General features: G+C 68.0%; 25 protein-coding genes. 13 read left to right on the forward strand and 12 right to left on the reverse strand.

Going from position 1 to position 24519, the window contains the following annotated elements; translation table 11 throughout:
• Positions 1-23: 23 nt before the first annotated feature.
• The gene (locus V2W30_RS40795) at positions 24-494 is read right to left on the reverse strand and encodes a hypothetical protein (RefSeq protein ID WP_338704245.1); all 471 of its coding nucleotides are present in this window, start codon (positions 492-494) and stop codon (positions 24-26) included.
• Between the two features lie 415 nt (positions 495-909).
• Between V2W30_RS40795 and V2W30_RS40800 the strand changes: the two genes are divergently transcribed.
• Entirely contained in the window at positions 910-3252 is a 2343-nt protein-coding gene (locus V2W30_RS40800) for a M4 family metallopeptidase (protein WP_338704247.1), read from the forward strand.
• On the opposite strand, the gene V2W30_RS40805 is transcribed toward V2W30_RS40800, so the two are convergent.
• A complete protein-coding gene (locus tag V2W30_RS40805; RefSeq protein ID WP_338704248.1) occupies positions 3222-4208 on the reverse strand; it encodes a phosphatase PAP2 family protein in 987 nt (328 codons plus the stop codon). The genes V2W30_RS40800 and V2W30_RS40805 overlap by 31 nt on opposite strands.
• A 134-nt stretch (positions 4209-4342) precedes the next feature.
• On the opposite strand from V2W30_RS40805, the gene V2W30_RS40810 reads away from it, so the two are divergent.
• The 7 genes from V2W30_RS40810 to V2W30_RS40840 all read left to right on the forward strand — a co-directional run bounded on the left by V2W30_RS40810 (position 4343) and on the right by V2W30_RS40840 (position 11686).
• Positions 4343-5965, forward strand: coding sequence for an ABC transporter substrate-binding protein (locus V2W30_RS40810; RefSeq protein WP_338704249.1), 1623 nt, complete (start codon positions 4343-4345; stop codon positions 5963-5965).
• 5 nt (positions 5966-5970) lie between these two features.
• Positions 5971-6894 carry an ABC transporter permease gene (locus V2W30_RS40815; protein ID WP_338704250.1) on the forward strand — a complete coding sequence of 308 codons (924 nt, stop codon included), beginning with the start codon at positions 5971-5973 and terminating at the stop codon, positions 6892-6894.
• Positions 6887-7768 carry an ABC transporter permease gene (locus V2W30_RS40820; protein ID WP_338704252.1) on the forward strand — a complete coding sequence of 294 codons (882 nt, stop codon included), beginning with the start codon at positions 6887-6889 and terminating at the stop codon, positions 7766-7768. Before V2W30_RS40815 ends, V2W30_RS40820 begins: the two co-directional genes overlap by 8 nt.
• 3 nt (positions 7769-7771) lie before the next feature.
• Positions 7772-8746, forward strand: coding sequence for an ABC transporter ATP-binding protein (locus V2W30_RS40825; RefSeq protein ID WP_338704253.1), 975 nt, complete (start codon positions 7772-7774; stop codon positions 8744-8746).
• On the forward strand, positions 8739-9764 hold the full coding sequence (locus V2W30_RS40830; RefSeq protein ID WP_338704254.1) for a dipeptide ABC transporter ATP-binding protein: 1026 nt from the start codon (positions 8739-8741) through the stop codon (positions 9762-9764). Before V2W30_RS40825 ends, V2W30_RS40830 begins: the two co-directional genes overlap by 8 nt.
• 272 nt (positions 9765-10036) lie before the next feature.
• A complete protein-coding gene (locus V2W30_RS40835) occupies positions 10037-10855 on the forward strand; it encodes an oxidoreductase (RefSeq protein WP_338704255.1) in 819 nt (272 codons plus the stop codon).
• A 165-nt stretch (positions 10856-11020) separates the two neighbouring features.
• The gene (locus tag V2W30_RS40840; RefSeq protein WP_338704256.1) at positions 11021-11686 is read left to right on the forward strand and encodes a TetR/AcrR family transcriptional regulator; all 666 of its coding nucleotides are present in this window, start codon (positions 11021-11023) and stop codon (positions 11684-11686) included.
• Positions 11687-11713: 27 nt separating this feature from the next.
• Here the strand turns inward: V2W30_RS40840 and V2W30_RS40845 are convergent, their stop codons facing one another.
• From V2W30_RS40845 to V2W30_RS40860, 4 genes are all read right to left on the reverse strand, one after another.
• Positions 11714-12448, reverse strand: a complete 735-nt coding sequence (locus V2W30_RS40845; RefSeq protein ID WP_338704257.1) for an SDR family oxidoreductase — start codon at positions 12446-12448, stop codon at positions 11714-11716.
• Positions 12449-13096: 648 nt separating this feature from the next.
• Positions 13097-14290, reverse strand: a complete 1194-nt coding sequence (locus tag V2W30_RS40850) for a CU044_5270 family protein (protein WP_338704259.1) — start codon at positions 14288-14290, stop codon at positions 13097-13099.
• Positions 14287-14862 (reverse strand): sigma-70 family RNA polymerase sigma factor, encoded by a 576-nt coding sequence (locus tag V2W30_RS40855; protein WP_338704260.1) that lies wholly within the window; start codon positions 14860-14862, stop codon positions 14287-14289. Before V2W30_RS40855 ends, V2W30_RS40850 begins: the two co-directional genes overlap by 4 nt.
• A 188-nt stretch (positions 14863-15050) precedes the next feature.
• Positions 15051-15977, reverse strand: a complete 927-nt coding sequence (locus V2W30_RS40860; RefSeq protein WP_338704261.1) for a pyridoxamine 5'-phosphate oxidase family protein — start codon at positions 15975-15977, stop codon at positions 15051-15053.
• Positions 15978-16306: 329 nt separating this feature from the next.
• On the opposite strand from V2W30_RS40860, the gene V2W30_RS40865 reads away from it, so the two are divergent.
• Positions 16307-16486, forward strand: a complete 180-nt coding sequence (locus V2W30_RS40865) for a putative sulfate exporter family transporter (RefSeq protein WP_338704404.1) — start codon at positions 16307-16309, stop codon at positions 16484-16486.
• Between the two features lie 449 nt (positions 16487-16935).
• Positions 16936-17772 (forward strand): alpha/beta hydrolase, encoded by an 837-nt coding sequence (locus tag V2W30_RS40870; RefSeq protein WP_338704263.1) that lies wholly within the window; start codon positions 16936-16938, stop codon positions 17770-17772.
• Between the two features lie 32 nt (positions 17773-17804).
• On the opposite strand, the gene V2W30_RS40875 is transcribed toward V2W30_RS40870, so the two are convergent.
• On the reverse strand, positions 17805-18575 hold the full coding sequence (locus tag V2W30_RS40875) for a glucose 1-dehydrogenase (RefSeq protein WP_338704264.1): 771 nt from the start codon (positions 18573-18575) through the stop codon (positions 17805-17807).
• A complete protein-coding gene (locus V2W30_RS40880) occupies positions 18572-18886 on the reverse strand; it encodes a helix-turn-helix transcriptional regulator (protein ID WP_338704265.1) in 315 nt (104 codons plus the stop codon). The genes V2W30_RS40875 and V2W30_RS40880 overlap by 4 nt, the downstream gene beginning before the upstream one ends.
• A gap of 315 nt (positions 18887-19201) precedes the next feature.
• On the opposite strand from V2W30_RS40880, the gene V2W30_RS40885 reads away from it, so the two are divergent.
• On the forward strand, positions 19202-19627 hold the full coding sequence (locus tag V2W30_RS40885) for an organic hydroperoxide resistance protein (RefSeq protein WP_338704267.1): 426 nt from the start codon (positions 19202-19204) through the stop codon (positions 19625-19627).
• Positions 19628-19958: 331 nt separating this feature from the next.
• Positions 19959-20087 (forward strand): hypothetical protein, encoded by a 129-nt coding sequence (locus tag V2W30_RS40890; RefSeq protein ID WP_338704268.1) that lies wholly within the window; start codon positions 19959-19961, stop codon positions 20085-20087.
• 291 nt (positions 20088-20378) lie between these two features.
• Here V2W30_RS40890 and V2W30_RS40895 read toward each other — a convergent pair whose 3' ends face one another.
• Positions 20379-20909, reverse strand: coding sequence for a hypothetical protein (locus V2W30_RS40895; RefSeq protein ID WP_338704270.1), 531 nt, complete (start codon positions 20907-20909; stop codon positions 20379-20381).
• A gap of 675 nt (positions 20910-21584) precedes the next feature.
• Between V2W30_RS40895 and V2W30_RS40900 the strand changes: the two genes are divergently transcribed.
• Positions 21585-22420 (forward strand): IS5 family transposase gene (locus V2W30_RS40900; protein ID WP_425244741.1). Its coding sequence is split into 2 segments (ribosomal slippage): positions 21585-21891 and positions 21891-22420, totalling 837 coding nucleotides; the frame shifts between segments, so codons are not numbered across the junction.
• Position 22421: 1 nt separating this feature from the next.
• Here the strand turns inward: V2W30_RS40900 and V2W30_RS40905 are convergent.
• The 3 genes from V2W30_RS40905 to V2W30_RS40915 form a co-directional block, all read right to left on the reverse strand.
• Entirely contained in the window at positions 22422-22727 is a 306-nt protein-coding gene (locus V2W30_RS40905) for a barstar family protein (RefSeq protein WP_338704274.1), read from the reverse strand.
• 224 nt (positions 22728-22951) lie between these two features.
• Positions 22952-23743 (reverse strand): Bax inhibitor-1/YccA family protein, encoded by a 792-nt coding sequence (locus V2W30_RS40910; RefSeq protein ID WP_338704275.1) that lies wholly within the window; start codon positions 23741-23743, stop codon positions 22952-22954.
• A 98-nt stretch (positions 23744-23841) separates the two neighbouring features.
• Complete coding sequence (locus tag V2W30_RS40915; protein ID WP_338704276.1) at positions 23842-24309, reverse strand: SsgA family sporulation/cell division regulator; 468 nt, start codon at positions 24307-24309, stop codon at positions 23842-23844.
• Positions 24310-24519 lie beyond the last annotated feature (210 nt).

Raw genomic sequence — 24519 nt, forward strand, 5'->3', positions numbered from 1 at the left:
GCCGGATGGTCTGCGGTACCCGCTCACCCGTGCGCTCCTTCTTCTCCTGCTTCTGCTTCGGCTTCTGCTTCCGCGAACCCGCTGTCCGCACTATCGGCCACTGCTGTCCCGTACAGATCACGGATGCTGACGGCGGCCCCGGACTCCAGACGGCTGAAGACCCAGTCGATGGGATGGCACTCCCGGGCGTCGGGCAACACCACGATGAAAGGGGCGGATGTGGGGTGGGCGGCCGAGGCGGACCGCCAGGTGCCTCCGATGTGGCGCGTCACGATCTCGCCGAGGTAGCAGCCGAAGGCGACGAGCGATTCGGCCATCTCCTCGCTGCTCACACCCTCGGCCCGGAAGCCGTCGACGATGTCCTCCACGACATCGATGCTCTCCGGGCTGTAGTCCAGAGCCGCATCACTGATGTCGGCCGCTGCCGCCACGATGGCGACGGCGAGCTCGGGCGCACTACCGGGTTCGAGCGGGGGGTTCAGGTGCACCTGCATGTTGGTCCTCGGGCTGTTGCCGTCAATGAGGTCAAACTAACCGCAGAACACTCGTCTACACATGTCCCTGCCCGGTACATGGCGGAATGCGACCGTCCGGGGGCGATGCCCAGCGCACATGTTTCTGCTGGTGCGACACACAAACAGCAGCGGGAAATTGCCAAAGTTCTGAAGTGGCCCGATGTTGCCACGGCGTAAAGGCGCCCGTCGAGGGGGGCGCCGGTCCCGGTGTGCAGGAGCACGAGGTGGCCGGATTTCGAACAGTGATCACCGAAGTGCTGACAGCAGGCGTGTTACCTGTAACGATCCCGTCGCCTGCGCTGTTTCGTACAGCTGTCGCATTCGCCTCTCAGCTCCACAGGCAGCCCCATCGACGTGGCACCTGTGTCGCCTGCCCCTCCGAGCCAGGAGAGCCATGTCCCGCTTCAAGCTCGCCGCACGTGTTCCGCGTGCGGACCGGCCCACATCGTCCCTCAGACCCGTGGGCGCGCTCGCCGTCTCCCTCGCCGTGGCCCTGGGCACCCTCGCCCTGACCACCCCGCCCGCCACCGCCGCCCCCGACACCGCCCACACTCCGGCGCCCCCGCTGGTCGCAACCAAGGCCAGGGTGGGTGCCAAAGCCGTGCCCCTCAGCCCCGCCGAGCGCACGTCGCTGCTCGACCGGGCCGCCGCCGACCGCGCCGCCGTCAGAAAGGCACTGCACGCCGGAAGCCACGAGAACCTGGTGGCGAAAGACGTCCTGAAGGATGCCGACGGCACGGTCCATACCCGCTACACGCGGACCTACCAGGGATTGCCCGTCGAGGGCGGCGGCGACCTGATCGTGCACGACGGCCCGCACGGCCGCAGCCTCGACGACTCCCTGCATACCCCGCTGTCCGTCCCCGCCGTCGACGACGGTGTGACGGCCAAACGCGCAAGGAACGGGGCGCTGGCCGAGGCCAGGAAGGAGCACGTTGAGCACGCCGCCGCCGACGGAACCGCGCGCCGCATCGTCTGGGCCGGTTCCGGCACTCCGCGCCTGGCCTTCGACCACGTCATCACCGGAGTGCGACAGGACGGCACGCCCAGCCGCCTGCACGTCGTCCTCGACGCTGCCACCGGCAACCGGCTCGCCGCCTGGGACGAGGTGACCGCGGGCGTCGGCAACAGCCAGTACAGCGGCACCGTCCAGCTCGGCACCCAACGGGTGGGGGGCACCTACCAGTTGGTCGACACCCAGCGTGGCGGCAACAGCGTCCGTGACGTCACCAACGGGGGCCTCGGCGTCCTGTACACCGACGCCGACGACGTCTGGGGCGACGGCACCGCCGACGACCGGGCGACAGCGGCCGTCGACGCCGCCTACGGGTCCCGTACCACCTGGAACTTCTACCACGACGTGTTCGGCCGCAATGGCATAGCCGACGACGGCGTGGGTGCCGTCTCCAACGTGCACGTCTCGGGCCTGGCCAACGCCTACTGGCTCGACAGCTGCTTCTGCATGACCTACGGCGACGGCCTGGACAACCGGCACCCGCTCACCGAACTCGACATCGCCGCACACGAGATGACCCACGGCGTCACCGCCGCCACCGCCGGCCTGCTGGAGACCGGCGAGTCCGGCGCCCTCAACGAGGCCACCAGCGACATCCTGGGCACCGCCGTCGAGTTCTTCGCGAACAACCCCAAGGACGTCCCCGACTACACCATCGGCGAGCTCGCCGATGTCCGCGGCACCGGCAAGCCCCTGCGCTATATGGACCGGCCGTCCAAGGACGCCTCGGAAAAGGGCACTTCACAGGATTACTGGACCGCCGGAACCCATCTCCTCGATGCGCACTTCGGAGCCGGGGTCGCCAACCACTTCTTCTACCTGATCTCCGAAGGCAGCGGCAGCAAGACCATCAACGGTGTCGCCTACGACAGCCCCACCTACGACGGTCTCCCGGTCGCCGGCATCGGACTGCGCAACGCCACCAACGTCTGGTACCGCGCCCTGACGCACTACATGACCAGCACCACCGACTACGCCGGAGCACGCACCGCCACCCTCCAGGCCGCGTCCGACCTGTTCGGTACCGCCAGCGACGCCTACGAGTCCGTCGCGAACGCCTGGGCCGCTGTCAACGTAGGCCCCCGCTACGTCAACCACATCGCGATCACGTCCCTGTCCACCCGTGACGCGGCCGTCGGTCAGCCGGTCGCCCGCACCGTCGCCGCCGTCTCCACCCGCCCCGGCGCCGTCACCTACGCGGCCGACGGCCTGCCCGCCGGGCTCGCCATCGACACCCGCACCGGCCTGATCTCCGGTACCCCCACCACCGCGGGCACCTTCCCGACCACCATCACCTTCACGAACTCGGCCGCCGAGAAGCGCCGTTACTTCTTCGACTGGTCCGTCATCGCCTCCGGCGGCGACTTCTTCGTCGACCCCGACCGCCACGACTACGCCCCCTGGAAGAGCGTCGAGACACCCCTGACGGTGACCGGCCGCACCGGCGACGCGCCCGCCGACCTCAAGGTTTCCGTGGACCTGGTCCACACCTTCATCGGTGCCCAGGTCGTCCAGTTGATCGCCCCGGACGGCACCGTGCTGATGGTGAAGGACTTCACGTGGGACACCGGCACGGAACTGCACGACAGCTTCACCGTGGATTCCTCCGCCCTCCCCGCCAACGGCATCTGGAAGCTCCGCGTCACCGACTACACCCCGGCCGCCCCCGGCATCCCGTTGAGCGAGGGCGGCTACCTGAACCGCTGGAGCCTCACCTTCTGAACGCCCTGCCCCAGCAGTCTTAGTGAACGGCGTGGGCCCGCACCTCGGTGTGAGCCCACCGTGTCGTCCGTGACGCAACGCCGCAGCAGCCCGAGCCACACCAGCGAGGTGCCCGCCCCGGCACCCGCCGCGAGTGCGTGTCCCGCCGTGTACGCGACACCTGGTGCGGACCACGCCGGTGCCACTCCGCAGACGGCGCCCGCGAGGAGGATCCCGCCGGTGCCCAGCCCGGTGAGTGCGACGAACAGCAGGGGACCGATCACCAGCAGGCTCCCGACCCGACGGCGGCGCCCCGAGACTGCGCGCACTTTGCCGATGCGGGCCAACACGGAGACGAAGCCGCAGGCGACGGTCAGGACCACCAGGTCGCCGCCGATCACGTCGCTGGGGCGGTGCCATCCGGCGGCCACCGTGTACGCGCCGACGAGGGCCGCCCACACGGCGCACGCACCCACGGCGGCGGCCCGCAACCGGTAGGGCACGACCAGGGCCAGCCCAACGACCACGCTCGTCGCAATCGCCGTGTGCCCGCTCGGGAAACTGTTGTCCAGTAGCCGGGGAGGCGCTCCCACCAGGTCCGGGCGCCGCAGCACAAAGCGCTTGAGCACCTCGCTCAGCATGAGTGATCCGCCTACGACACCCGCTGCGGCCATCGTCACCGCGTAGCACCGGCGCACCGCCCCGATCAGCACCAGCACGGCCACGGCGCCGCCCAGGGACATCACCGTGATGTGGTCCAGCACCCGGTCGGCCCGGTGCATCGCGGCCGGCGACTCGTCCTGGGCCCGCCCGGCCCACACGGCGTTCTCCCACAGCTGGCCCGTGGCCGCACGGACGAACACCAGGTACACCAGCAGCCATGCCACCGCAGCCACGGCCGCGGCGACACCGAACCGCACGGAGACCCTCGTCGAGAAGCGCCGATCGGCGTCGTTCTGAGCAGCGTTCAACGGCACGCTCACGAAAGTACGTGTGTACCGGCCCGGAACATATCGCATGGACATGTGATGACGGGTGTTGAGTGCCGAAACTACCTTGTCCTACCTGAAATCCGGTTCAAAGTCGCGGGCCGGCCCCCAAGGAGAGACTCATGCGAGTACACACGTATGCCATCTGGCCCGCCCTCACCACCGCCGTGGCCCTCACTCTCACCGGTTGCAGCGGGTCCGGCGGCGGCGACGGCGGCGCGGCCGTGCTCAGTGCGGTCTGGGGTGACCCGCAGAACCCGCTGGAGCCCGCCAACACCAACGAGGTGGAGGGCGGCAAGGTCCTCGGCATGATCTTCCGTGGCCTCAAGGAGTACGACCCGAAGACCGGCAAAGCCGAGAACGCGGTCGCCCGGAGCATCACCACCACGGACTCCCGCACCTTCACCGTCAAGCTCAAGAAGGGCTGGAAGTTCAGCAACGGTGAGCCCATCACCGCGCACTCCTTCGTGGACGCCTGGAACTACGGGGCGAGCCTGAAGAGCAACCAGAAGAACGCGTACTTCTTCGGCTACATCGAGGGCTACGACAAGGTCCATCCGGACACCGGCAAGCAGACCGCCGACTCCCTGTCCGGGCTGAAGGTCGTCAACGACCAGACCTTCACCATCCGGCTCACCCAGAAGTTCTCCACGTTCCCCGACACCCTTGGCTACGTCGCGTTCGCGCCGCTGCCCAAGGCGTTCTTCACCGACCACGCCGCCTGGCTCGCCAAGCCGGTGGGCGACGGGCCGTACACCATCGAGTCGTACACCAAGGGTGCGCAGATGCAGCTGCGCAAGTGGGACGGCTACCCGGGTGCCGACAAGGCTGAGAACGGCGGCGTGGACCTGAAGGTCTACACGGACAACAACACCGCCTACACCGACCTCCAGGCCGGCAATCTCGACCTCGTCGACGATGTTCCGGCGCAGCAACTCACCCATGTCCGCAAGGACTTGGGTGACCGCTACCTCAACACCCCGGCCGGCATCATCCAGACCCTCGCGTTCCCGTTCTACGACAATGACTGGAACACCGCCGGCGCGGCGAAGGTCCGCAAGGGCCTGTCCATGGCCATCAACCGGGCGCAGATCACCAAGACGATCTTCCAGAACACCCGTACCCCCGCCACCGACTGGACCTCCCCCGTGCTCGGCGCGAGCGGCGGTTACAAGGAAGGGCTGTGCGGCGACTACTGCGACTACAACCCCACCGAGGCCAAGCAGCTCATCCAGGAGGGCGGCGGCATCCCCGGCGGGCAGCTCAAGATCACATACAACGCCGACACCGGCTCCCACAAGGAGTGGGTGGACGCGGTCTGCAACTCCATCAACAACGTCCTCGGCGACGACAAGGCGTGCGTGGGCTCGCCGGTCGGCACCTTCGCCGACTTCCGCAACCTCATCGGCCAGGACAAGCTGACCGGGCCGTTCCGCGCCGGCTGGCAGATGGACTACCCGCTCATCCAGGACTTCCTCCAGCCGCTGTACTACACCGACGCCTCCTCCAACGACGGCAAGTGGTCCCACAAGAAGTTCGACAAGCTGGTCGACCAGGCCAACGCGCAGACCGACCCGAAGAAGGCCGTACAGCTCTTCCAGCAGGCCGAGGGCGTCCTTCGGGACGACATGGGAGCCATCCCGCTCTGGTACCAGAACGGAAGCGCCGGCTGGTCCGGCAGGTTGTCCCATGTCGCCCTCGATCCGTTCAGCGTCCCGGTCTACAACGAGATCAAGGTCGGCTGATCGATGTGGGGCACTATCTGATACGGCGTCTGCTCCAGATGATTCCGGTGTTCATCGGAGCCACGCTGCTGATCTTCCTCATGGTCAACGTCCTCGGCGACCCGGTCGCGGGGCTGTGCGGGGACAAGTCGTGCGACCCCGCCACCGCCGCCCAGCTGAAGAAGGAATTCGGCCTCGACCGACCGGTCCTGGAGCAGTACCTGACCTACATGGGCCACCTCGTCACCGGCGACTTCGGCACCGCCTTCAACGGGCAGAAGGTCATCGATCTGATGAGCAGCGCCTTCCCGGTCACCATTCGGCTGACCGTCGTGGCCGTCCTCCTCGAGATCGTCCTCGGTCTCGGCCTCGGACTCTTCACCGGCCTGAGCCAAGGCCGCGTGCTGGACAGCGCGATCCTGTTGCTGACCTTGGTCGTCATCTCGATCCCGACCTTCGTCACCGGCCTCGTGCTCCAGCTCCTGCTGGGTGTCGAGTGGAGCTGGATCTCGCCCTCCGTGTCCACGGAGGCGCCCTTCAGCGAGCTGATCGTGCCGGGCCTGGTGCTGGCGTCGGTGTCGCTGGCGTACGTGACGCGGCTGACCCGGACGTCGATCGCTGAGAACCGCCGCAGCGACTACGTGCGTACGGCGGTGGCGAAGGGCCTGCCGAGACGGCGGGTCGTCACCCGCCACCTCCTGCGCAACTCGCTCATCCCGGTGGTCACCTTCATCGGCACCGACATCGGCGCCCTGATGGGCGGCGCGATCGTCACGGAGCGGATCTTCAACATTCACGGCGTCGGCTACCAGCTCTACCAGGGCATCGTGCGCCAGAACAGCCAGACGGTGGTCGGCTTCGTGACCGTGCTCGTGCTGGTCTTCCTGGTCGCCAGCCTGCTCGTCGATCTCCTGTACGCCGTACTCGACCCGAGGATCCGCTATGCCTGAGCCGACGGCATCCGCCGCGCCGCAGGGCGCGGCACGCAGCCTCGGGTCCGACGCGATCCGCGACCTGTTGCGCAACCCCGTCTTCGTCCTCTCCGCCCTGGTGATCCTCTTCCTGATCGTGATCTCCCTCTGGCCGTCCCTGATCGCATCAGGCAACCCATTGAAGTGCGACCTCGCCAAGGCACAGCAGGGCTCGCAGCCCGGCCATCCCTTCGGCTACGACGGTCAGGGCTGCGACGTCTACACGCGCACCGTCTACGGCGCCCGTACGTCCGTCACGGTCGGCGTTTGCGCCACGCTCGGTGTCACGGTTCTGGGATCGGTCCTCGGCGGTCTCGCCGGTTTCTTCGGCGGCCTGGGGGACACCATCCTGTCCCGCATCACCGACATCTTCTTCGCCATCCCCGTCCTCCTGGGCGGCCTGGCACTGCTCTCCGTGGTCACTGGCGGCACCGTCTGGCCGGTCATCGGCTTCATGGTGCTGCTGGGCTGGCCCCAGGTGTCCCGCATCGCGAGGGGCGCGGTCATCACGGCCAAGCAGAACGACTACGTGCAGGCCGCGAGAGCCCTGGGCGCCTCCAACTCCCGCCTGCTGCTCCGCCACATCGCGCCCAACGCCGTGGCTCCCGTCATCGTCGTGGCCACCATCGCGCTGGGCACCTACATCTCCCTCGAGGCGACCCTGTCCTACCTGGCTGTGGGCCTCAAGCCCCCCACGGTCAGCTGGGGCATCGACATCTCCGCGGCCTCCCCGTACATCCGCAACGCCCCGCACATGCTGCTGTGGCCGGCCGGCGCCCTCGCGGTCACCGTCCTGGCGTTCATCATGCTCGGCGACGCGGTCCGCGACGCCCTCGACCCGAAGCTGAGGTGAGTCGTGCTCCTGGAAGTGCGTGATCTGCACGTTGAGTTCAAGACCCGGGACGGGGTCGCCAGAGCCGTCAACGGGGTCTCTTACAGCGTCGACGCGGGCGAGACGCTGGCGGTGCTCGGAGAGTCCGGCTCGGGCAAGTCCGTCACCGCGCAGGCGGTGATGGGCATCCTCCCGTCCCCGCCCGGCCGGGTCACCGCGGGCGAGGTTGTGTTCCAGGGCCGGGACTTGCTGAAGCTGAAGGAGAGCGAGCGGCGCAAGGTCCGGGGCGCCGAGATGGCGATGGTCTTCCAGGACGCGCTGTCGTCGCTCAACCCGGTGCTGAGCGTGGGCGACCAGCTCGGTGAGATGTTCATGGTCCATCGGGGCATGTCGAAGAAGGACGCGCGGGCCAAGGCCGTCGAGCTGATGGACCGGGTGCGCATTCCGGCAGCGAAGGAGCGGGTCAAGCAGTATCCGCACCAGTTCTCCGGCGGTATGCGTCAACGCATCATGATCGCGATGGCATTGGCTCTGGAGCCGGCTCTGATCATCGCCGACGAACCCACGACCGCGTTGGACGTGACGGTTCAGGCCCAAGTCATGGAACTGCTCGCGGAGTTGCAGCACGAGTACCACATGGGCCTGATCCTCATCACCCACGACCTGGGCGTGGTGGCGGACGTGGCGGACCGGATCGCGGTGATGTATGCGGGCCGCATCGTCGAGCAGGCCCCTGTCCGCGAGATCTACAAGGCCCCGGCGCACCCCTACACGCGCGGCCTCCTGGACTCCATCCCGCGTCTGGACCAGAAGGGCCAGCAGCTCTACGCGATCAAGGGTCTGCCGCCGAATTTGATGAGCATCCCTCCGGGGTGTGCGTTCCACCCCCGCTGCCCAATGGCCCAGGACATCTGCCGCACCGACGAACCGCGACTGAACAAGCTGGACAACTACCGGCAGAGCGCCTGTCACTTCTGGGAGGAGTGCCTCGATGGCTGAGCCGATCATCGAAGTGACCGGGCTGGTCAAGCACTACCCGCTCACCCAAGGCATCCTGTTCAAGAAGCAGGTCGGTGCCGTGAAGGCGGTCGACGGTCTGGACTTCACGCTCAACAAAGGGGAGACCCTCGGGATTGTGGGGGAGTCGGGCTGCGGCAAGTCGACGGTCGCGAAGATGCTGGTCAATCTTGAGCAGCCGACGGCTGGTTCGATCAAGTACAAGGGCGAGGACATCACCAAGCTGTCCGGCAAGGCTCTGAAGGCAGTGCGTCGCAACATCCAGATGGTGTTCCAGGACCCGTACACCTCGCTCAACCCTCGAATGACGGTCGGCGACATCATCGGCGAGCCCTACGACATTCACCCCGAGGTGGCCCCCAAGGGCGACCGCCGACGCAGGGTCCAAGACCTCCTGGACGTGGTCGGGCTCAACCCCGAATACATCAACCGCTACCCGCACCAGTTTTCCGGTGGCCAGCGCCAGCGCATCGGCATCGCACGGGGGTTGGCCCTGCGCCCGGAGGTGATCGTCGCCGACGAACCCGTCTCCGCGCTCGACGTCTCCGTCCAGGCCCAGGTCGTCAACCTGATGGACCGCCTCCAGAACGAGTTCGACCTCTCCTACGTCTTCATCGCCCACGACCTCTCGATCGTCCGCCACATCTCCGACCGCGTTGGCGTCATGTACCTGGGCCGGATCGTGGAGATCGGCAGGGACGAGGAGATCTACGACTACCCCACCCACCCCTACACCCAGGCCCTGCTCTCCGCGGTCCCTGTCCCCGACCCCGAGGCCCGCGAACACCGCGAGCGCATCATCCTGGCCGGCGACGTCCCCTCACCCACCAACATCCCTTCCGGCTGCCGTTTCCGCACCCGGTGCTGGAAGGCCAAGGAACGCTGCGCTACGGAAGTCCCGGTTCTGGCTATCCCCACCGGCCTCCCCGACTCCACCGGGCCGGCAGCCCACGACTCGGCATGCTTCTTCGCCGAGGAGCGGTCGTCGGCTGCGAGGTGACCCGGCGTGGTGGCGTCGTTGTTGACGACGAAGGGGTTCCGCGGGCGCCGGCGGACCGGCCGCGGAACCTCTTGCTGCCCAGCGCGAGGGACGCCGCGCTCGTCGAAGATGCCGATGCCGCATACATGTGGACCCGCCTCGGAGCTGTGGCCTTTGTTGCGGCAAGCGTCCGAGATGGACAAGAGTCCAGTGGCCTCTTAAAGTGGGGAAATGCGTAAAGGTCCAGCGGCCTCTTAAGACGTCTCGACGAGAACAGGGAAAGAGGCACCACCATGAGCAAGACCTGGCTGATCACCGGAAGCTCCCGCGGCCTTGGCCGCGCCATCGCCGAAGCCGTGCTGGCGGCCGGCAACACCCTGCTCGCCACCGCCCGGCGCACCGAGCCCATGAACGACCTTGTCGAGAAGTACGGCGACCAGGTCCGGCTGGTCACCCTGGACGTGACCGACGCCGAAGCCTCCCGACGGGCCGTGCAGGCCGCCGTCGACGCCTTCGGCCGCCTTGACGTCGTGGTCAACAACGCCGGCTACGCCGACATGGCCGCCCTGGAGGACATGTCCGATCAGGCCTTCCGCGACCAGATCGACGCCAACCTCTTCGGCGTCGTCAACGTCACCCGCGCCGCCCTCCCCGTCCTGCGGCAGCAGGGCTCCGGCCACATCATCCAGATCTCCTCCGTCGGCGGCAGGGTCGCAGTCCCGGGCCTGGGCGCCTATCAGGCCGCCAAGTGGGCGGTGGGAGGCTTCTCCGAGGTCCTGGCCCAGGAGGTGGCCCCCCTCGGCATCAAGGTCACCGTCGCCGAGCCGGGCGGCATGCGTACCGACTGGGCCGGCTCCTCCATGGCCACCCCGCCGGTAAGCGAGCCGTACCAGCAGGTCGTCGGCGGTGCGGTCGCCGCCATCCGTGGCCAGAACGGCAAGCAGCCCGGCGACCCGGGACGCATCGCCCAGATCCTCCTCGACATCGTGGAGGCCGAGCGACCGCCGCTGCGTCTGCTGCTCGGCAAGGACGCCGTCCAAGTCGCGCAGGCCTTCGCCGAGAACCTCGCCGCCGGGGACGCCGAGTGGCGCCACGTGAGCGAATCGGTATGACACGTGAGCCCGTTCCGGCGCCCGGCACCAGACACCCGAGGCAGGAACCCGCCCCGTCCCCAGACCCCTTCGGCGCCGCCCCAGGGGCCGGTGTCACCGGGGCTTAGGGTTGTCGCAGGCCGCGCCGCACGGGCCGCGAGCAAGATGTTCCCCGGGGAAGCGACGATGACAGCAGACGACCAGGCCGCCGGCTTTCAGCGCGCACGCAGCGCCGAGCAGCGGGAGATCCGCAAGCAGGCCATCCTCGACGCCGCGACGCAGCTGCTGACGGAGATGCCGGTGAGCGAGATCAGCCTGAGGGAGCTGAGCCGCCGGGTCGGGCTGTCGAAGACCAACGTCGTGCGCTACTTCGAGACCAGGGAAGCGGTTTTCTTCGAACTCCTCAACCGTTCCCTGGCCCGGTGGGTCGACGACCTGTCCACCGAACTGGCGACGACTGAAAGGTCCTCCACCGCGGTCACCGACACCTTGGCCCACTCGCTGGCCGGCCGCCCGCTGCTGTGCGACCTGTTCAGCGTCCTGGGCTCGGAACTCGAGCGGAACATCTCCACCGAATCGGCACGCGAGTTCAAGCTCGCCCACGTCCGGCTCCTGCGGACTTTGGCCGACCTCCTGCGCCAGCACATCACCGGCCTGACACCGGACGCCGCCCGCGAACTGGTCTCCCTGACCGTCGTCTGCACGGCCGGGCTCTGGCCGTTCGCCCATCCCTCGGACGCCGTCGCCGAAGCCCAGCGGCACCCCGAACTCACTGACACCAGGGTCGACTTCGCCGCGATGCTCAGCCGTACCCTGCACCTCCTCGTCACCGGACTGGTGCGTACGCGCTGACCCTGGCCGGCGCACCGGTCCGGCGGCTCAGCGCAGGAGCCCGCTCACCGCTCCGTCGACGTGGAGGTTCTGTCCACTGACCCACCGTCCGTCCGGACCGGCCAGAAAGGCGACCACGTCGGCGATGTCGGCGGGCTCGCCCAGTCTGCCGAAGGGCGACAACCCGGCGGCCTGCCGCAGGGCCCCCTCGGAGTTCACCGAACGCAGCAGATCGGTGTCGGTGAAACCAGGCGAGACCGTGTTGGAGGTGATGCCGCGCGAACCCAGCTCCAGCGCCGCCACGGTCGTGAACTGCTCGACGGCGCCCTTACTGCCCGCGTAGACGGCCGCCCCCGGAATCGCCAGCCGGGTGTTGATCGTGGACATGGTGATGATCCGGCCGCCGTCGCGCATGTGCCGGGCCGCGTCCCGCAGAGCGAGGAACACCGCCTTGGCGTTGACGGCCATGACCCGGTCGAAGTCCTCGTCGGTGGTCTCCGTGAGCGGGGCGGGAACCGCGCATCCGGCGTTGTTCACCAGGATGTCGAACCCGCCCAGCCACTCGCGGGCCGCTGCCAGGAATTCCTGTACCGCGTCGGGCTCCGCCAGATCGGCCCGGAACCCTTTCGCCCCGCCGCCGTCCGCCGCCGTCCTGTGCTCCAACTCGACGGCGGGCCCGGCACCGGAGCGGTAGGAGAAGGCCACGCGTGCCCCGTCGGCGGCGAGGCGTTCCACCACCGATCGGCCTATCCCGCGCGACCCGCCGGTCACGATGGCGCCCATACCCTGAAGCTTCCGCATGCTGTCTCAGCCCCGGTCCGTAGCCAATGCCGCTGTGGGCACCCTTGGCCCACTCCGCTTCCGTTGGTCGAAGCCACCGCGGGGCCAGATCTGCAGCTCGGTCCCGTTGGTGGAGCTGTGGCCGGTGACGTTGAGGCAGGACAGAACTGAAGGCTGCCGGTCGGGGGGCATTCTGTATCTCACACAGTCATGACGTGTACGGCACGACACCGAGTTCACCGAGCCGCCGCCGGGAACCGATCACGTGCGTCATGCGGTTGCGACCATCAAGCCGTCATGGGCCGAAGGCTCCGAGGCTGAGGCGCTGTTCCACTTCGCGACCAGCGCGCCAGGGGCCGCACAAGCAGCACGGTTCTGGCGCGAGGCCCTCGGCTTTGGCCGCACGGCCACAGTGGACCCGATCGCCGAGGTGCGCGTCTGCTGTCGATCCGAGCGGACAGCGCTGGATATCAGCCGGCCCGCGCCCGCCACCCTCCCCGAGCGCTGGACGGACACCTGCGCCCGTGAGGCGCTCACGGGCAGCCCCCCGTGCCCCACGTTTTCCTCCCCAACCTGTTGCGCCTCGGCTTCGATGTGGTCGACGAGCGGCAGAGCCGGGTGCGGTGGCCGCGCCTCGTACGGTGTGACGGATCAGCTGCGAGCATCGTTCGGCACGGTGATCTGGCGTTCTCCCCAGCCCATCTTGCTGGTTGCCTGGTAATTGACTGCCGTACCTGCCTTGAGTCCCGCTGCCTTGGCCCTGGCCGAGGGCTCGACGAGCAGGAGTTCGTCGCTGAGCATGTCGCCGGTGGCGGGGTCGATGACCAGCCGCTCCTGCGTGGTCCCGAGCGGCGTCCGGTACGTGCCGGGGAACGCGACGGCCACACCTTCGCGGCCCAGCGGGTCGGTGACATGACCGACCACACGAACACCGGGCAGAGCGGCCATCAGACGGTACGCCGCGGCCCGGACGCCGGGCTTCACGGGCATGGTGACGAGGTTGCCCGCCTGACGCAGCATCCAGGCACTGCGGCCCGACGCGCCGCCGTCGGCGCCGTTGTCCTGTGCGTACAACTTCTCCAGATAGCGGCGGAGTTCACCGCTGGTGGAGGGCAGTGCCCGCAGGTCTTGGTACGTGACGTTGTTCGGGCCGACGGCGTAGATCTTGCCACCGATGTCTGTGCGCATGACCGTGGGCCGCCCGGTGCCCATCTTCAAGGCGACCTTGTGCGTTCCGCTCTGTTGTCCGGCCTCGACCTGGAGCGTGTGCGGCGAGCCCGCGGCTTTCCACACCGCCTCGTCCGCCGCCGTGCGGGGCTCGACCTCGGCGTCCAGACCGGACACCATGACACTCTTCGTCCCCGGCCGCACCCCCACCGACCAGTTGTCGGTGGACGCGCTGCGCACGGCGAAGTACCGACCACCCGCCTCCGCGACATCCACGTACTGCGCGAGCGTGGTGGTCTGCCAGTACGTCCCCCCGGCAGGAGCGGCTTCTGCCTTCTTGGCCGCGCTGAGCAGTTCGATCTGCCCGTCGACCGTCGTTTTTGCGGTGCCGCTGGGCGCCTGCGTCGCGGGCGGATCGGCCGGTGCTTGCCGGTCGAAGGTGCCCACGGACACCACCACGGACGCCGCCACCGCCACGAGGGCGACCGCCCCCAGCGGACGCAAACGCAGCGGCCGGCGCGCCGCCCGGCCGTCCACGGGCTCGGCGACGATGCGTACGAAGTCCTGCTGTTGCCGCCTGGATTCGGTCAGGCGAGCCGGGTCCAGCTCGTCGGGCCGCGCGTCCGCGAGCACCCGCATGACGTCGGCCGGCTTCGATCGCTCCTGTGAGTTCTTCACGCGGGTGCTCCTTTGCTGTGCGGTTGGGTGACGCCTGCGGTGGGTGCGGAGGCCGCCTCGGCGGGGTCGGACGCCTGCGCTGTCTCGAGGGCCTTCTCCAGGCGTCGGCGCGCACGGTAGAGACGGACGGACAGTGCTGCGCCGGTGCACTTGAGGACCTGGGTGGCCTCCTTCGTGCTCAGGCCGTGCCAGGCGATCAGGGTCAGCAACTCCCGGTCGCTCTCCGGCAGATTCGCGAGGGCCTCCAGCGCGATGTGCCGATCGGCGACCATCGCCGCGACGTCTCCGGCCTGGGCCTGGGTGCCACTGGCCACGCGCTGTGCTTCCTCGGCGGCGAGGAGGTATCGCAGAGCGTCCCCGCGGCGCATCTCCCGCACCAGATTGCGGGCCACCCCGAACAGCCACGGCAGGCTCGGGTGGGGGACGTCGTTGTGGATGCGCCGCCAGGCAACGGTGAACGTTTCGCTGGTGATGTCCTCGCCCACCTGGCGTCCCACCAGACTGGTGGCGTAGGCGAGGACCCGTGGGTAGTACTCCTCGTAGACATCGTGGAAGCGCTCGGCGGGTGTCACGAGCACCCCCTCATCTCGGTTTTCATACCTGGAAATGTGGGAAACGGCCCGCTTCTTACCAGCAGGCGAGAAATACCTGTGTGATCGGCATCACGTCTTTGCGGGCCTCGCGTGGGCCGCGGGGAATGAGCGGTACCGCCTGCCCGCCCCGTGGCAGATCCCCGAGCACCCACCGAGGTCCCGGATGATCAGGAAGCGCCGGCCCGGGCCCCGGATGCGGCGGCGAGAGCCTTCAGCGCGGGCCAATCCACCCGCGGTTGGCGCAGGTTGCGCTTGCGGAGGTAGGCGCTCGTCGCGCGACGGGCGTTACGCAGGGTGCGAGCGCCGCCTGCCGACGGCTCGACAACGCGGTGGGGCACCAGCAGCCAGCCATCATCATCGCCTGACCGACGCAACTCGCCCCGCACCAGTGCGTTGTACAGCCCGGCCAGCCGGTCGTCGTGGCGGTGCACGAGCAAGGAGGCCGGACCGGCCACCACTTCGCAATCGGCGGCGGTCTCCACCAGGAACCCCTCGGGCGTCGTTTGGACCGGCGTCCGCATGAGCAGGGGAGCGCCACAAGCGTCCCGGGCCCCGAGGACGGCGGTGGGAAAGCGCGCCAGAATGTCGGCGCCGGGGAGGGGAAGGCGCACGTCTACGGCGGAGTGCCGGTCGGCGGACTGCACGGACAGGGGCGGGCGGACGGTCACGGCTGTGGGGGTGATGGTGATCAGCAGCCGCAGGTAGTACCAGTCCATGAGCCAACGGGTGGGCAGATCCACATAATGCCGGCTGTCGGGCTGGCGGTCGAAGAGCATCGACCAATACGCCTCGTCGCCGGACGGCGAAGTGACAATCTCCTCCGGGCAGATGGCCGTACCGGAGATGAACACCTGCTCTGCACCGTCCCATCCGCTGCCGGTGGGTTCTGAGAAGAGCAGGGCGACCCTGCTGTCGCGACGCACGTTGAGTGCCTTCTGGGCGAAGGCGATCGACGTGGTGACAAGAAACGTGTCGTCATCGCGGCGAAGGGGCGCTGTGGGCCAGGTGATCGGTGTGCCGTCCCGTGCGAGGGTCGCGAACTCGCAGGTCCGGTAGGCGTCGACAATCTTGGCGAGCGCGGAGTCCAGTGGCATCGGATGCACGACCTGTCTGTGTCGAAAGGGCTAAGGGGGAGGCGGTGTTCCGGCGCCGTGACCAGACACCTCGTCGAACCGGCCCGACCGGTGGGCCGCCCGCGTCAATGAAACGGCCGTGACTTCGCCTCAGGTTCATCGCGACGGGATGGTCGGGGGCTGAAGAGCATCGATGTTCCGCCCGCCTCCCCGGCGAAGGGCGAGTGCGCGGAAAGCTCCCGCGGGGCAGCTATTTCGCGCAAGGAGAGACGGGCGCGGTGTTCGAAGTCCAGTGAGCCGTACACGAGAGCGACGAGGACGACGTCGCCGGTGCGGTCGCGCTGGTCACCCTGTGCCGCACTCTCGCGATCGTGGTGCTGCCTGTGCTGCGCAGCGCGTTGGGCATGAACTTCCTGGTATTCGGCCGCTGGACCGGGGCGAGCGTCCACGACGCCGGTCAGGTGGTCGCCACCGCGCAGACCGCTGGCCCGTTCGCCCTGCGTGAGGCCGTCCTGAGCAAACTGATGTGAGTGGTCCTGCTCGCGCCGCTCACCGCGGGAACGGCCCTCGCCCTCCGCCGCTCCGGCGGCACCCGAAGAGCCACACAAGCCGCGCGCCCCACGGCAGTTCCCCTTTTCGTACTCGGATTCCTGGCAATGATCCTGCTGCGCACCAGCGGACTGCTCGACACCGGGGAACTCGAACTGGCCGCCCCGCACAGCACTTCATACTCGCCTCGGCACTGTTCACTCTCCGCATGGCGATGAACCCGCGCAGCCTCGCGAGCACCTCCGGTCGGCGCATGCTGGTGTTTGGGCTGGCGGCATGGGGTGTCGCGGCCGGAGTGCCGTACGTGGAGCGTATGGATTTGAGTCATTTGACGGTTACAGGGGGGTGCGTACTGGCACAAATGTGTACTCGCGAAACCGAGTGCGGGGACGTCACCCGTCGTCCCGCGATGCAGCCGAGAGGGACAGCCATGCCGTTCATCACCGTGGGCCAGGAGAATACGACAGACATCGACTTGTACTACGAGGACCATGGGACCGGACAGCCCGTCGTCCTCATCCACGGATTTCCGCTCGACGGGCAGTCGTGGGAGAAGCAGTCCGCGGTGCTGCTGGCAGCAGGCCATCGCGTCATTACCTACGACCGCCGCGGCTTCGGCCGCTCCAGCCAGCCCACCGTCGGCTACGACTACGACACCTTCGCCGCCGACCTCAACACCGTGCTGGAAACGCTGGATCTGAGCGACGCCGTCCTCGTCGGCTTCTCCATGGGCACCGGTGAGGTGGGCCGCTACCTCGGCACCTACGGATCCGCGCGCATCGCGAAGGCGGCCTTCCTCGGCTCTCTGGAGCCGTGCCTGATCAAGAGTGACGACAACCCGGACGGCGCCGCGCCCGCTGAGTTCTTCCAGGGTGTCTCCGACGCGGTCAAGGCCGACCGGTACGCCTACTACGCCGCGTTCTTCCAGGACTTCTTCAACCTCGACGAGAACCTGGGCACCCGCATCAGCGACGAGGCCGTGCGCAACAGCTGGAACGTGGCCGCGAGCGGCGGCGCCCACGCGGCCGTCGCCGCGCCGCTCACTTGGGGCACCGACTTCCGCCAGGACATCCCCAAGATCGACGTACCGACACTCATCCTGCACGGCACCGGAGACCGCATCCTCCCCGTCGAATCCACCGCCCGCCTCTTCCACCAGGCCCTCCCCTCCTCGGACTACATGGAGATCGAGGGTGCGCCGCACGGGCTGCTGTGGACCCACGCGGACGACGTGAACAGTGCGCTGCTGGAGTTCCTGGCCAAGTAACGCACGCTGGGAGCCGCTCGGTCAGCGAGAGCTCAGCTGAGCCTGCCCCCATCGACCCGGAGTACGGCGCCGGTGACGTAGGAAGCACGGTCACTCAGCAGCCAGGCCGCCGCCTCGGCGATCTCATCGGGGTCGGCGGCACGTCGCAGCGCGGTCCGGCTGTTCAACTGGCCGATGACGCCGGGTGCCCGCTCTTCCCATCCGTGCAGCATCTCGGTGAGTGTTGTGCCGGGGGCGATCGCGTTGACACGGATGCCTTCCGGGCCGTACGTCGCGGCGGCTGACGTGGTGAGGTGGTTGAGCGCCGCCTTCGCGGCGCCGTACGCGGGCAGCGTGGGATTGGGCAGCAGACTGCCGACGCTGGAGTTGTTGACGATCGCACCTGTCCCGGCGGTCGCGCGGATCGCGGCGACCTCGGCGTTCATGGCTAGCCACTGGCCTTTGAGGTTGACGGCGCTGACCTGGTCGAAATCGGCTTCCGCCAACTGGTCCATCGGGCCGGGTGGTTGGGCCGTGGCGCCGTTGTTGAAGGCGATGTCGAGACGGCCGTACAGCGTGACAGCCCGATCGACGGCGGCCTGGATGCTGACCCGGTCCGCCAGATCGCAGATCACATGATCCGCGGTGCCACCGGCCTCCCGGATCTCGGCCGTGACTGCTTCGAGCTGGGACTCCGTACGCGATGTAAGCAGGAGGTAGGCGCCTTCCCTGGCGAACAGCCGGGCCGCGGCGGCGCCAATGCCCCGCCCGACGCCGGTGACGAAGGCGACCTTGCCATCGAGCAGGCGCGACGCATGACTCATGCGGCGATTCTGCCTTCTGCCGGAGCGGCAGAGGGCTGAGTCCGTCGTATCGAGCGCACCGCCACAACGAAGGTGCCTCGTGATCGACTGCGCCCACGCTCCATGTCGCTGATCGCGCGGACACTGAGGCCCGCGGCCTCCGACAGCCGCTCGAGCGTCAGCCGCGACTCTTGCCGTGCCTCCCGCAGCAGTGAGCCGAATGTCTGGCCGTCCATCGTTCCCCATGTACCCCGAGGTCTCTCCCGAAGCGCGCTTCGGCACCCGCCCGGCGCGACCCCATGTTGCGCAATACCAGCCCGCATTGCCCCCATTGTGGAATGACCACTCTGCCACGTGTGCTGCGGTCCGCAGGTGGTGATCTCCGATTCCCGAAGTGGGACGCCAGGTCGGGGCGTGCGCGGCTGGGTGGACTTCCGCGGGGAGGACGGTTACGGCATCGCACGAGACACACGTGTTTGGTTCGAAACGTACATCTTCACACTTGTTCATTGCGACACCGGCTTGACAGGTGACGCGGGCGATAGCATGCTGATGTCACCGCCTGAACCAGTGACGTTGGATCCGATGCCGTCCCGGCAGGGCACCTGAAGAGTGCCTCTTTTCGACCCAGATGGGGAGCAGCAGTCATGGCCACTAGCTACACCGCCGTTGTCGACGTCGACGGAGAGGGGCGCAATGGCGGTCACGTGCACTCCTCGGACGGACTGCTCGACTTCGCCCTCGCCCTGCCCAAGGAACTCGGTGGCTCTGGTGCGGCGACCAACCCCGAGCAGCTCTTCGCCGCGGGCTGGGCCGCTTGTTTCCTCGGGGCCCTACGTCGCGCGGCGACTTCCCGCAAGATCCGCCTCACCAGCACCACGATCAGTGCCGAGGTCACGCTCACCCACGGGGACGACGGCGAGTTCTCCCTGTCCGCGACCCTCTCCCCGGTGCTCGGCGGCGTCGACGGCGTCACTGCCCAGGAGCTCGCCGACGCGGCCCACCAGCTCTGCCCGTACTCCAAGGCCACGCGCGGCAACATCGCCGTCACCATCAACGCTTCCGCGGCCTGACCCCACCCCAGATTGCGGGCCCCGTGCGCCTTCCCCCCCCAGCACGGGGCCCGCTCCCGGCCCGGGCCGGGAGCGCCGACTCGAGGAAGACGGCACACATGTTCGGCAGGACACAGGCACAGATACGCAGCCCTCGACAGCACCGCCGTGCCGTCTCCCTACCGGCCACACCGGCCCCCGATGCCTACGAACGCCCCGGGCCACCGGCTCCGGTGACTGCCTCCGGCGCTGACGGGCTTGATGCCGCGCACGTGTGGGTGTGGTCCGCGACCGCGGTCATGTGGGGCTACGGGCCGACGCCGTCGGACTTCCTCGACCGGACGGAGGGTCGATGACCACGGCCCGAGACCTCGCGCTCCTCGTCCTGGACGGAACGTACGACCGATGTGCCGAGCCGTCCGAGCTGTCGCTGGCGCTCGCGGGGGCGAGACCATCGACATGCTGGAGCTCGGTGGTCTGACGCTCGACGGTTTCAGCATCGTGCCCCCTACCCGGACGGCCACCGGTGATGGACCAGGCTTCTGCCGTGCTCACCCGGCTGTACCCGTACGAGAGGGCCGCGTTGCTCACCGCCGCCAGGATCTGCAGCCCTGACGGATCGGGGACGTTCGACGAGAGCCTGCTCGGGGAAGTGGTCACGACGGTGCTGGCGGCCGTCGGCGAATCCGTGGCAGAGCGGGAGGCCGTACGTCTGCGCTGCGGGATCGAGTACGCCGCATTCGACAACGTGTGGCGTGACGAAACGGCTCCGTCAGTTCGAGCCCTTCACGACGGTGTACGTGACCGCCCGGCCCTCCTTGTGCCGCCGGATGCGGCCCTGCGCGACCAGGGACTCCAGGGTGTTCCGCACGACCTGCGGTGTCGGGTTGCGGCTCGGGTGCTTCTTGAGGAGTTCGTCACGGAGCTCCTTGGCCGGGCAGGGCTCGTCATGACCGGGCAGCAGCTCCAGCAGCACGTCACCGAGCAGTGGTCGACGCGTCTTCCTCTTCGCGCCCCCCTTCTTCGCCCCCGCCGCAGCCGACTTGCCCGCCGTGGTGAGCGCCCGCTGCTTCGCCGTCGCGGCAGCGGGCTCATCCTGCGCCTGCTGCGGCAGCCGTGAGGCGTCGCCGAAACCCTCGTACTGTTCGGCCAGTTTGAGGATGTCCGCCAGCAGAGCTTCTTCCTCCTGGAGCAGGGTGAGCTTCTTCGTCAGCTCCTGCTGGCGCCTGCGGTTCTTCGCCAGATCCGACGCGGCCTGTACCGCGTACCGCGATCGGAGCGTGCCGGCTGATTGACTGGTCACAACCGTGCACTCCTTTAGATAAGTTTGAACCTGTACATGTTACCCGCAGAGGGTTCTCCGTAGGTGTATGTCTGTGCCGGACGGCGTATCGGGCCATCTGTCAGGTGTGTTCCTCACCATAGGCGCAAGTGTGCTCAGGAGAACAGGGTTGGAGCGGTGCTGACACCCTTCCAGTCAACACGTGTGTGTGGCTGTGCAGGGAAACGTTGGCGCGTGTGCGGATGATAGGGTTTCTCCTTTTCGCAACTGTGTCCCGGCTGGGCGCGGGAGCGCGGCGCCTTACAGAACCGGTTGGCTCATGTCCCGGTCCGATCCGTTCCGCAGCTTCATGAGGGAGCACATATCGACCGCCTGGTTCGCGTGGAGGAGGCGGTGCGGGTACCCGCCTGCTGGGTCAACTGGCCAAGGACCGTCCTTCGAGCGCCAAGGACGCTGCCCCCGACCCTTGTCAACGACGCCGGCCGACAGGCCGGGCAGCTCCGGCAGTCGAGGAGTGACGACACCGCGTCGATCAGCGGGAAGACGACAAGTAGCGTGACGGCCACTCCCGGTGCATGGTGAGGCAGCGGAAGCTGGAGGCAGCGACCGGGGCACCCTGGCCCCGCTAGAGCGTGTCTCTTTGGTGGGCTGACCAGTTGATCGGACGTGTCCATCCGGTTAGTGATCACTGATGCGATGTGGACCCGGATCAAGCCGCTGATGCCGGCCGATCCGGTCCGCGGTCGGCGATGGGCCGACCACCGCCGCACCCTTGAGGCCATTGCGTGGAAGTACCGCACCTGTTCGCCCTGGCGGGACCTGCCAGAGGAGCTTGGCTCCTTCCAGACGGCCCACAAACGTCTCATCAGGTGGGCCGTCGACGGCACCTGGGCACGGATCCTTGCCGCCGTCCTGGCCACCGCCGACGCTGATGACGACGTGGAATGGACTGTCTCGGTGGACTCCACCATCTGCCGGGCCCATCAGCACGCGGCTGGGGCTGTGAAAAGGGGGCTGCGCGGCGGTCCGAACCCGACGATCATGCACTCGGACGTTCTCGTGGCGGCCTGAGTACGAAAGTACATCTGGCCAGCGACAACCGGGCACGGCCGTTGGCCCTCTACGTCACCGCTGGTCAGGCGGGTGATGCTCCGGCATTCGAGGCCGTCATGGCCAGGATCCGCGTCCCGCGACGCGGACTCGGTAGGCCCCGGACTCGCCCGGAGACCGTCCTCGCGGACCGCGCCTATTCTTCCCGCGCGATCCGCAGCCATCTCCGACGGCGAGGCATTCGCGCCGTCATCCCGCAGCCTGCCGACCAGGTCGGACACCGTCTGCGGAGAGGGCGAGCTGGAGGCCGACCGCCAGGTTTCGATGCGGAGGCATACAAGCAGCGCAACACCGTCGAACGGTGCATTAGCCGATTGAAGCAATGGCGCGGTCTGGCAATGCGCACGGACAAGCTTGCCCTGGCCTACGAGGCTGCTGTGCACTTGGCGGCCATCCTGATCTGGTCCCGCTCGACGCAGTGATTCAGAGCAACTCGTGCACGACCAGTCGCGACTGCTGCCCCGAAAAGGCGCTTCGCAGGGCTCGGGCCTCACGGTTGCGGGCGGCGAAGACTCCTCGCTTGTCCACATGCACGACCAGGACGTCGTAGCTGTCGATGACCTCGGAGATGCCCCGCGTCTGGATGGTGTCCCGCCAGGCTTCCGTGTTCCGACCGAACCACTCCGGCAGTCCGCAAGGCTCAGCCAGGGCGTCCCAAAAGTCATCGAGCGTTTCGATGGGCCTCCCCCGCAGGTCAACTACCAGCTCCGACTCAATCCTCTTGGCCACCACGACAGAGTAATTGGCCCGCTTCCAAGGCGTCAGGGCTTCAAAGAGACAGCGCCTAGCGGAGCACCCGCGGACAGCGGCACCGGTCGCGCTCGATCCGGCCTCGAGCGCGGGATTACCGCGTCCAACGGCGTGGTGAGCATCCTCGCCGCGATTGTCGTGGGCATCGCGGGGGCGGGCGATGTCGCGCCGGTGCCAATGCGGCGGCGTGGACGATTCAGGGCTCAGGACTCGCCGTTGATGATGGTCAGTACCTGCAGCGCCTCCAAGTAGATCCACACCAGTGTCATGGTGAGGCCGAACGCGGCGAACCACGCCTCCTCCCGGGGCGCGCCGAATGCGATGGCATCCTCCACCTGCTTGAAGTTCAGGGCGAGGAAGCATGCGCCGAGCAGAATGCCGATGACGCCGAAGGCGATGCCCAGGCCGCCGCTGTGGAAGCCGAGGCCGTGACCCGCGCCGAAGGCGGAGAAGAGCGAGTCGGCGACCAGCAGCAGAAGGAAGCCGGTCGCGCTCGCCGCGACAGTGCCGGCGAATCGCTGCGTCACACGTATCCAGCGCCTCCGGTAGGCGATGAGCATCCCCGCGGACACGGCGAACGTGCCGAGGACCGCCTGCACGACGACGCCCGGGGCGATGTACGTCGAGGTCGCACTGGACAGCACACCGAGGAAGACGCCCTCGAACGCGGAGTATCCGAGGATCAGCGCCGGTGACGGCGTCCGCTTGAACGCCTGGGCCATCGAGAGCACGAAGGCGATGAGGGCGGCGAACACGGCGATGCCGTAGGAGCGGCCGATGCTCGCCTCGTCCACGGGCAGGAGGAGCCAGGACAGGACCGCGGCCAGCGCCACTGTTCCGAGCGTGGTCGCGGTACGGACGACGACGTCGTCCAGCGTCATGGTTGTCTGTGTGGTCTGTGTGGTCTGTGTGGTTCGCTCCGGAGCATACGGGTTTGCCGAGTACTCGCTCCGGGTGGCGTCCCAGCGGGAGAAGACCGGGTTGCTGCTCTTCATCACGTTCCTCCTGATGTCTGTCTGTCCGATGTCTGTCTGTCCGGTGTCGAGTGATGTCTGGCTCTGCGCCTGGACAGGTCGTTCGGGCGCCGCGACCGTCAATCGGTCGCGGCGCCCGGACTGTCGAGGAGCCCCCGCAGAAAGGCATCCCAGTCGAGGTCGGCCATCTCCGCCTCAGCGGGGACGATCCGGTACGTGGCATCGAGCCACCGGGCAAGGCCCGCGGTGGGCAGCTCGAACAGCACCTCCACCTGGGGAGCTTCGAGGAGCAGCCAAGATGCGGGGTGCTCGCCGGGCAGTGTCGGCCACATCCGCACCTCACCGGATCCGCTCATCGCCGTCAGGCCCTGGTGCAGCAGCTCGCGGCCGATGCGCCACAGAAGGCCGGGACCGCGTTCGGCGAGAAACTCGACTCTGATCACCGCGGGCATGTCCGGGTCGAAGTGGAAAATCGCTCGCAGGGACTGCCGGGTGAACTCGTCCAGCATCTGGTCCACGTCGACGCTCAGCGGCGGTACGTGTGCGGGCACCGGATGCGCCTGCAACGGTGACTGATCACGATGCATGACGGGGCTCCCCTTCGTGAGGTGAAGTCTGCAACTCCCACTCTTCATCCGGCGGTGCGCACCTACATCGGTCACATGACGGTCGGACATGTGAGGCGTGTGCTGAATTTTTCACCGGGCGCGCGCCTCCGCGGGAACATTGATGGCACACATACGGATCGGGCAGGGCGTCAGCGTCCAGCCGGTGGCGGGGAGGGCACCCTGCTGGTC

Origin of the sequence: Streptomyces sp. Q6, assembly GCF_036967205.1 — a bacterium.
Lineage (GTDB): Bacteria > Actinomycetota > Actinomycetes > Streptomycetales > Streptomycetaceae > Streptomyces > Streptomyces citrinus.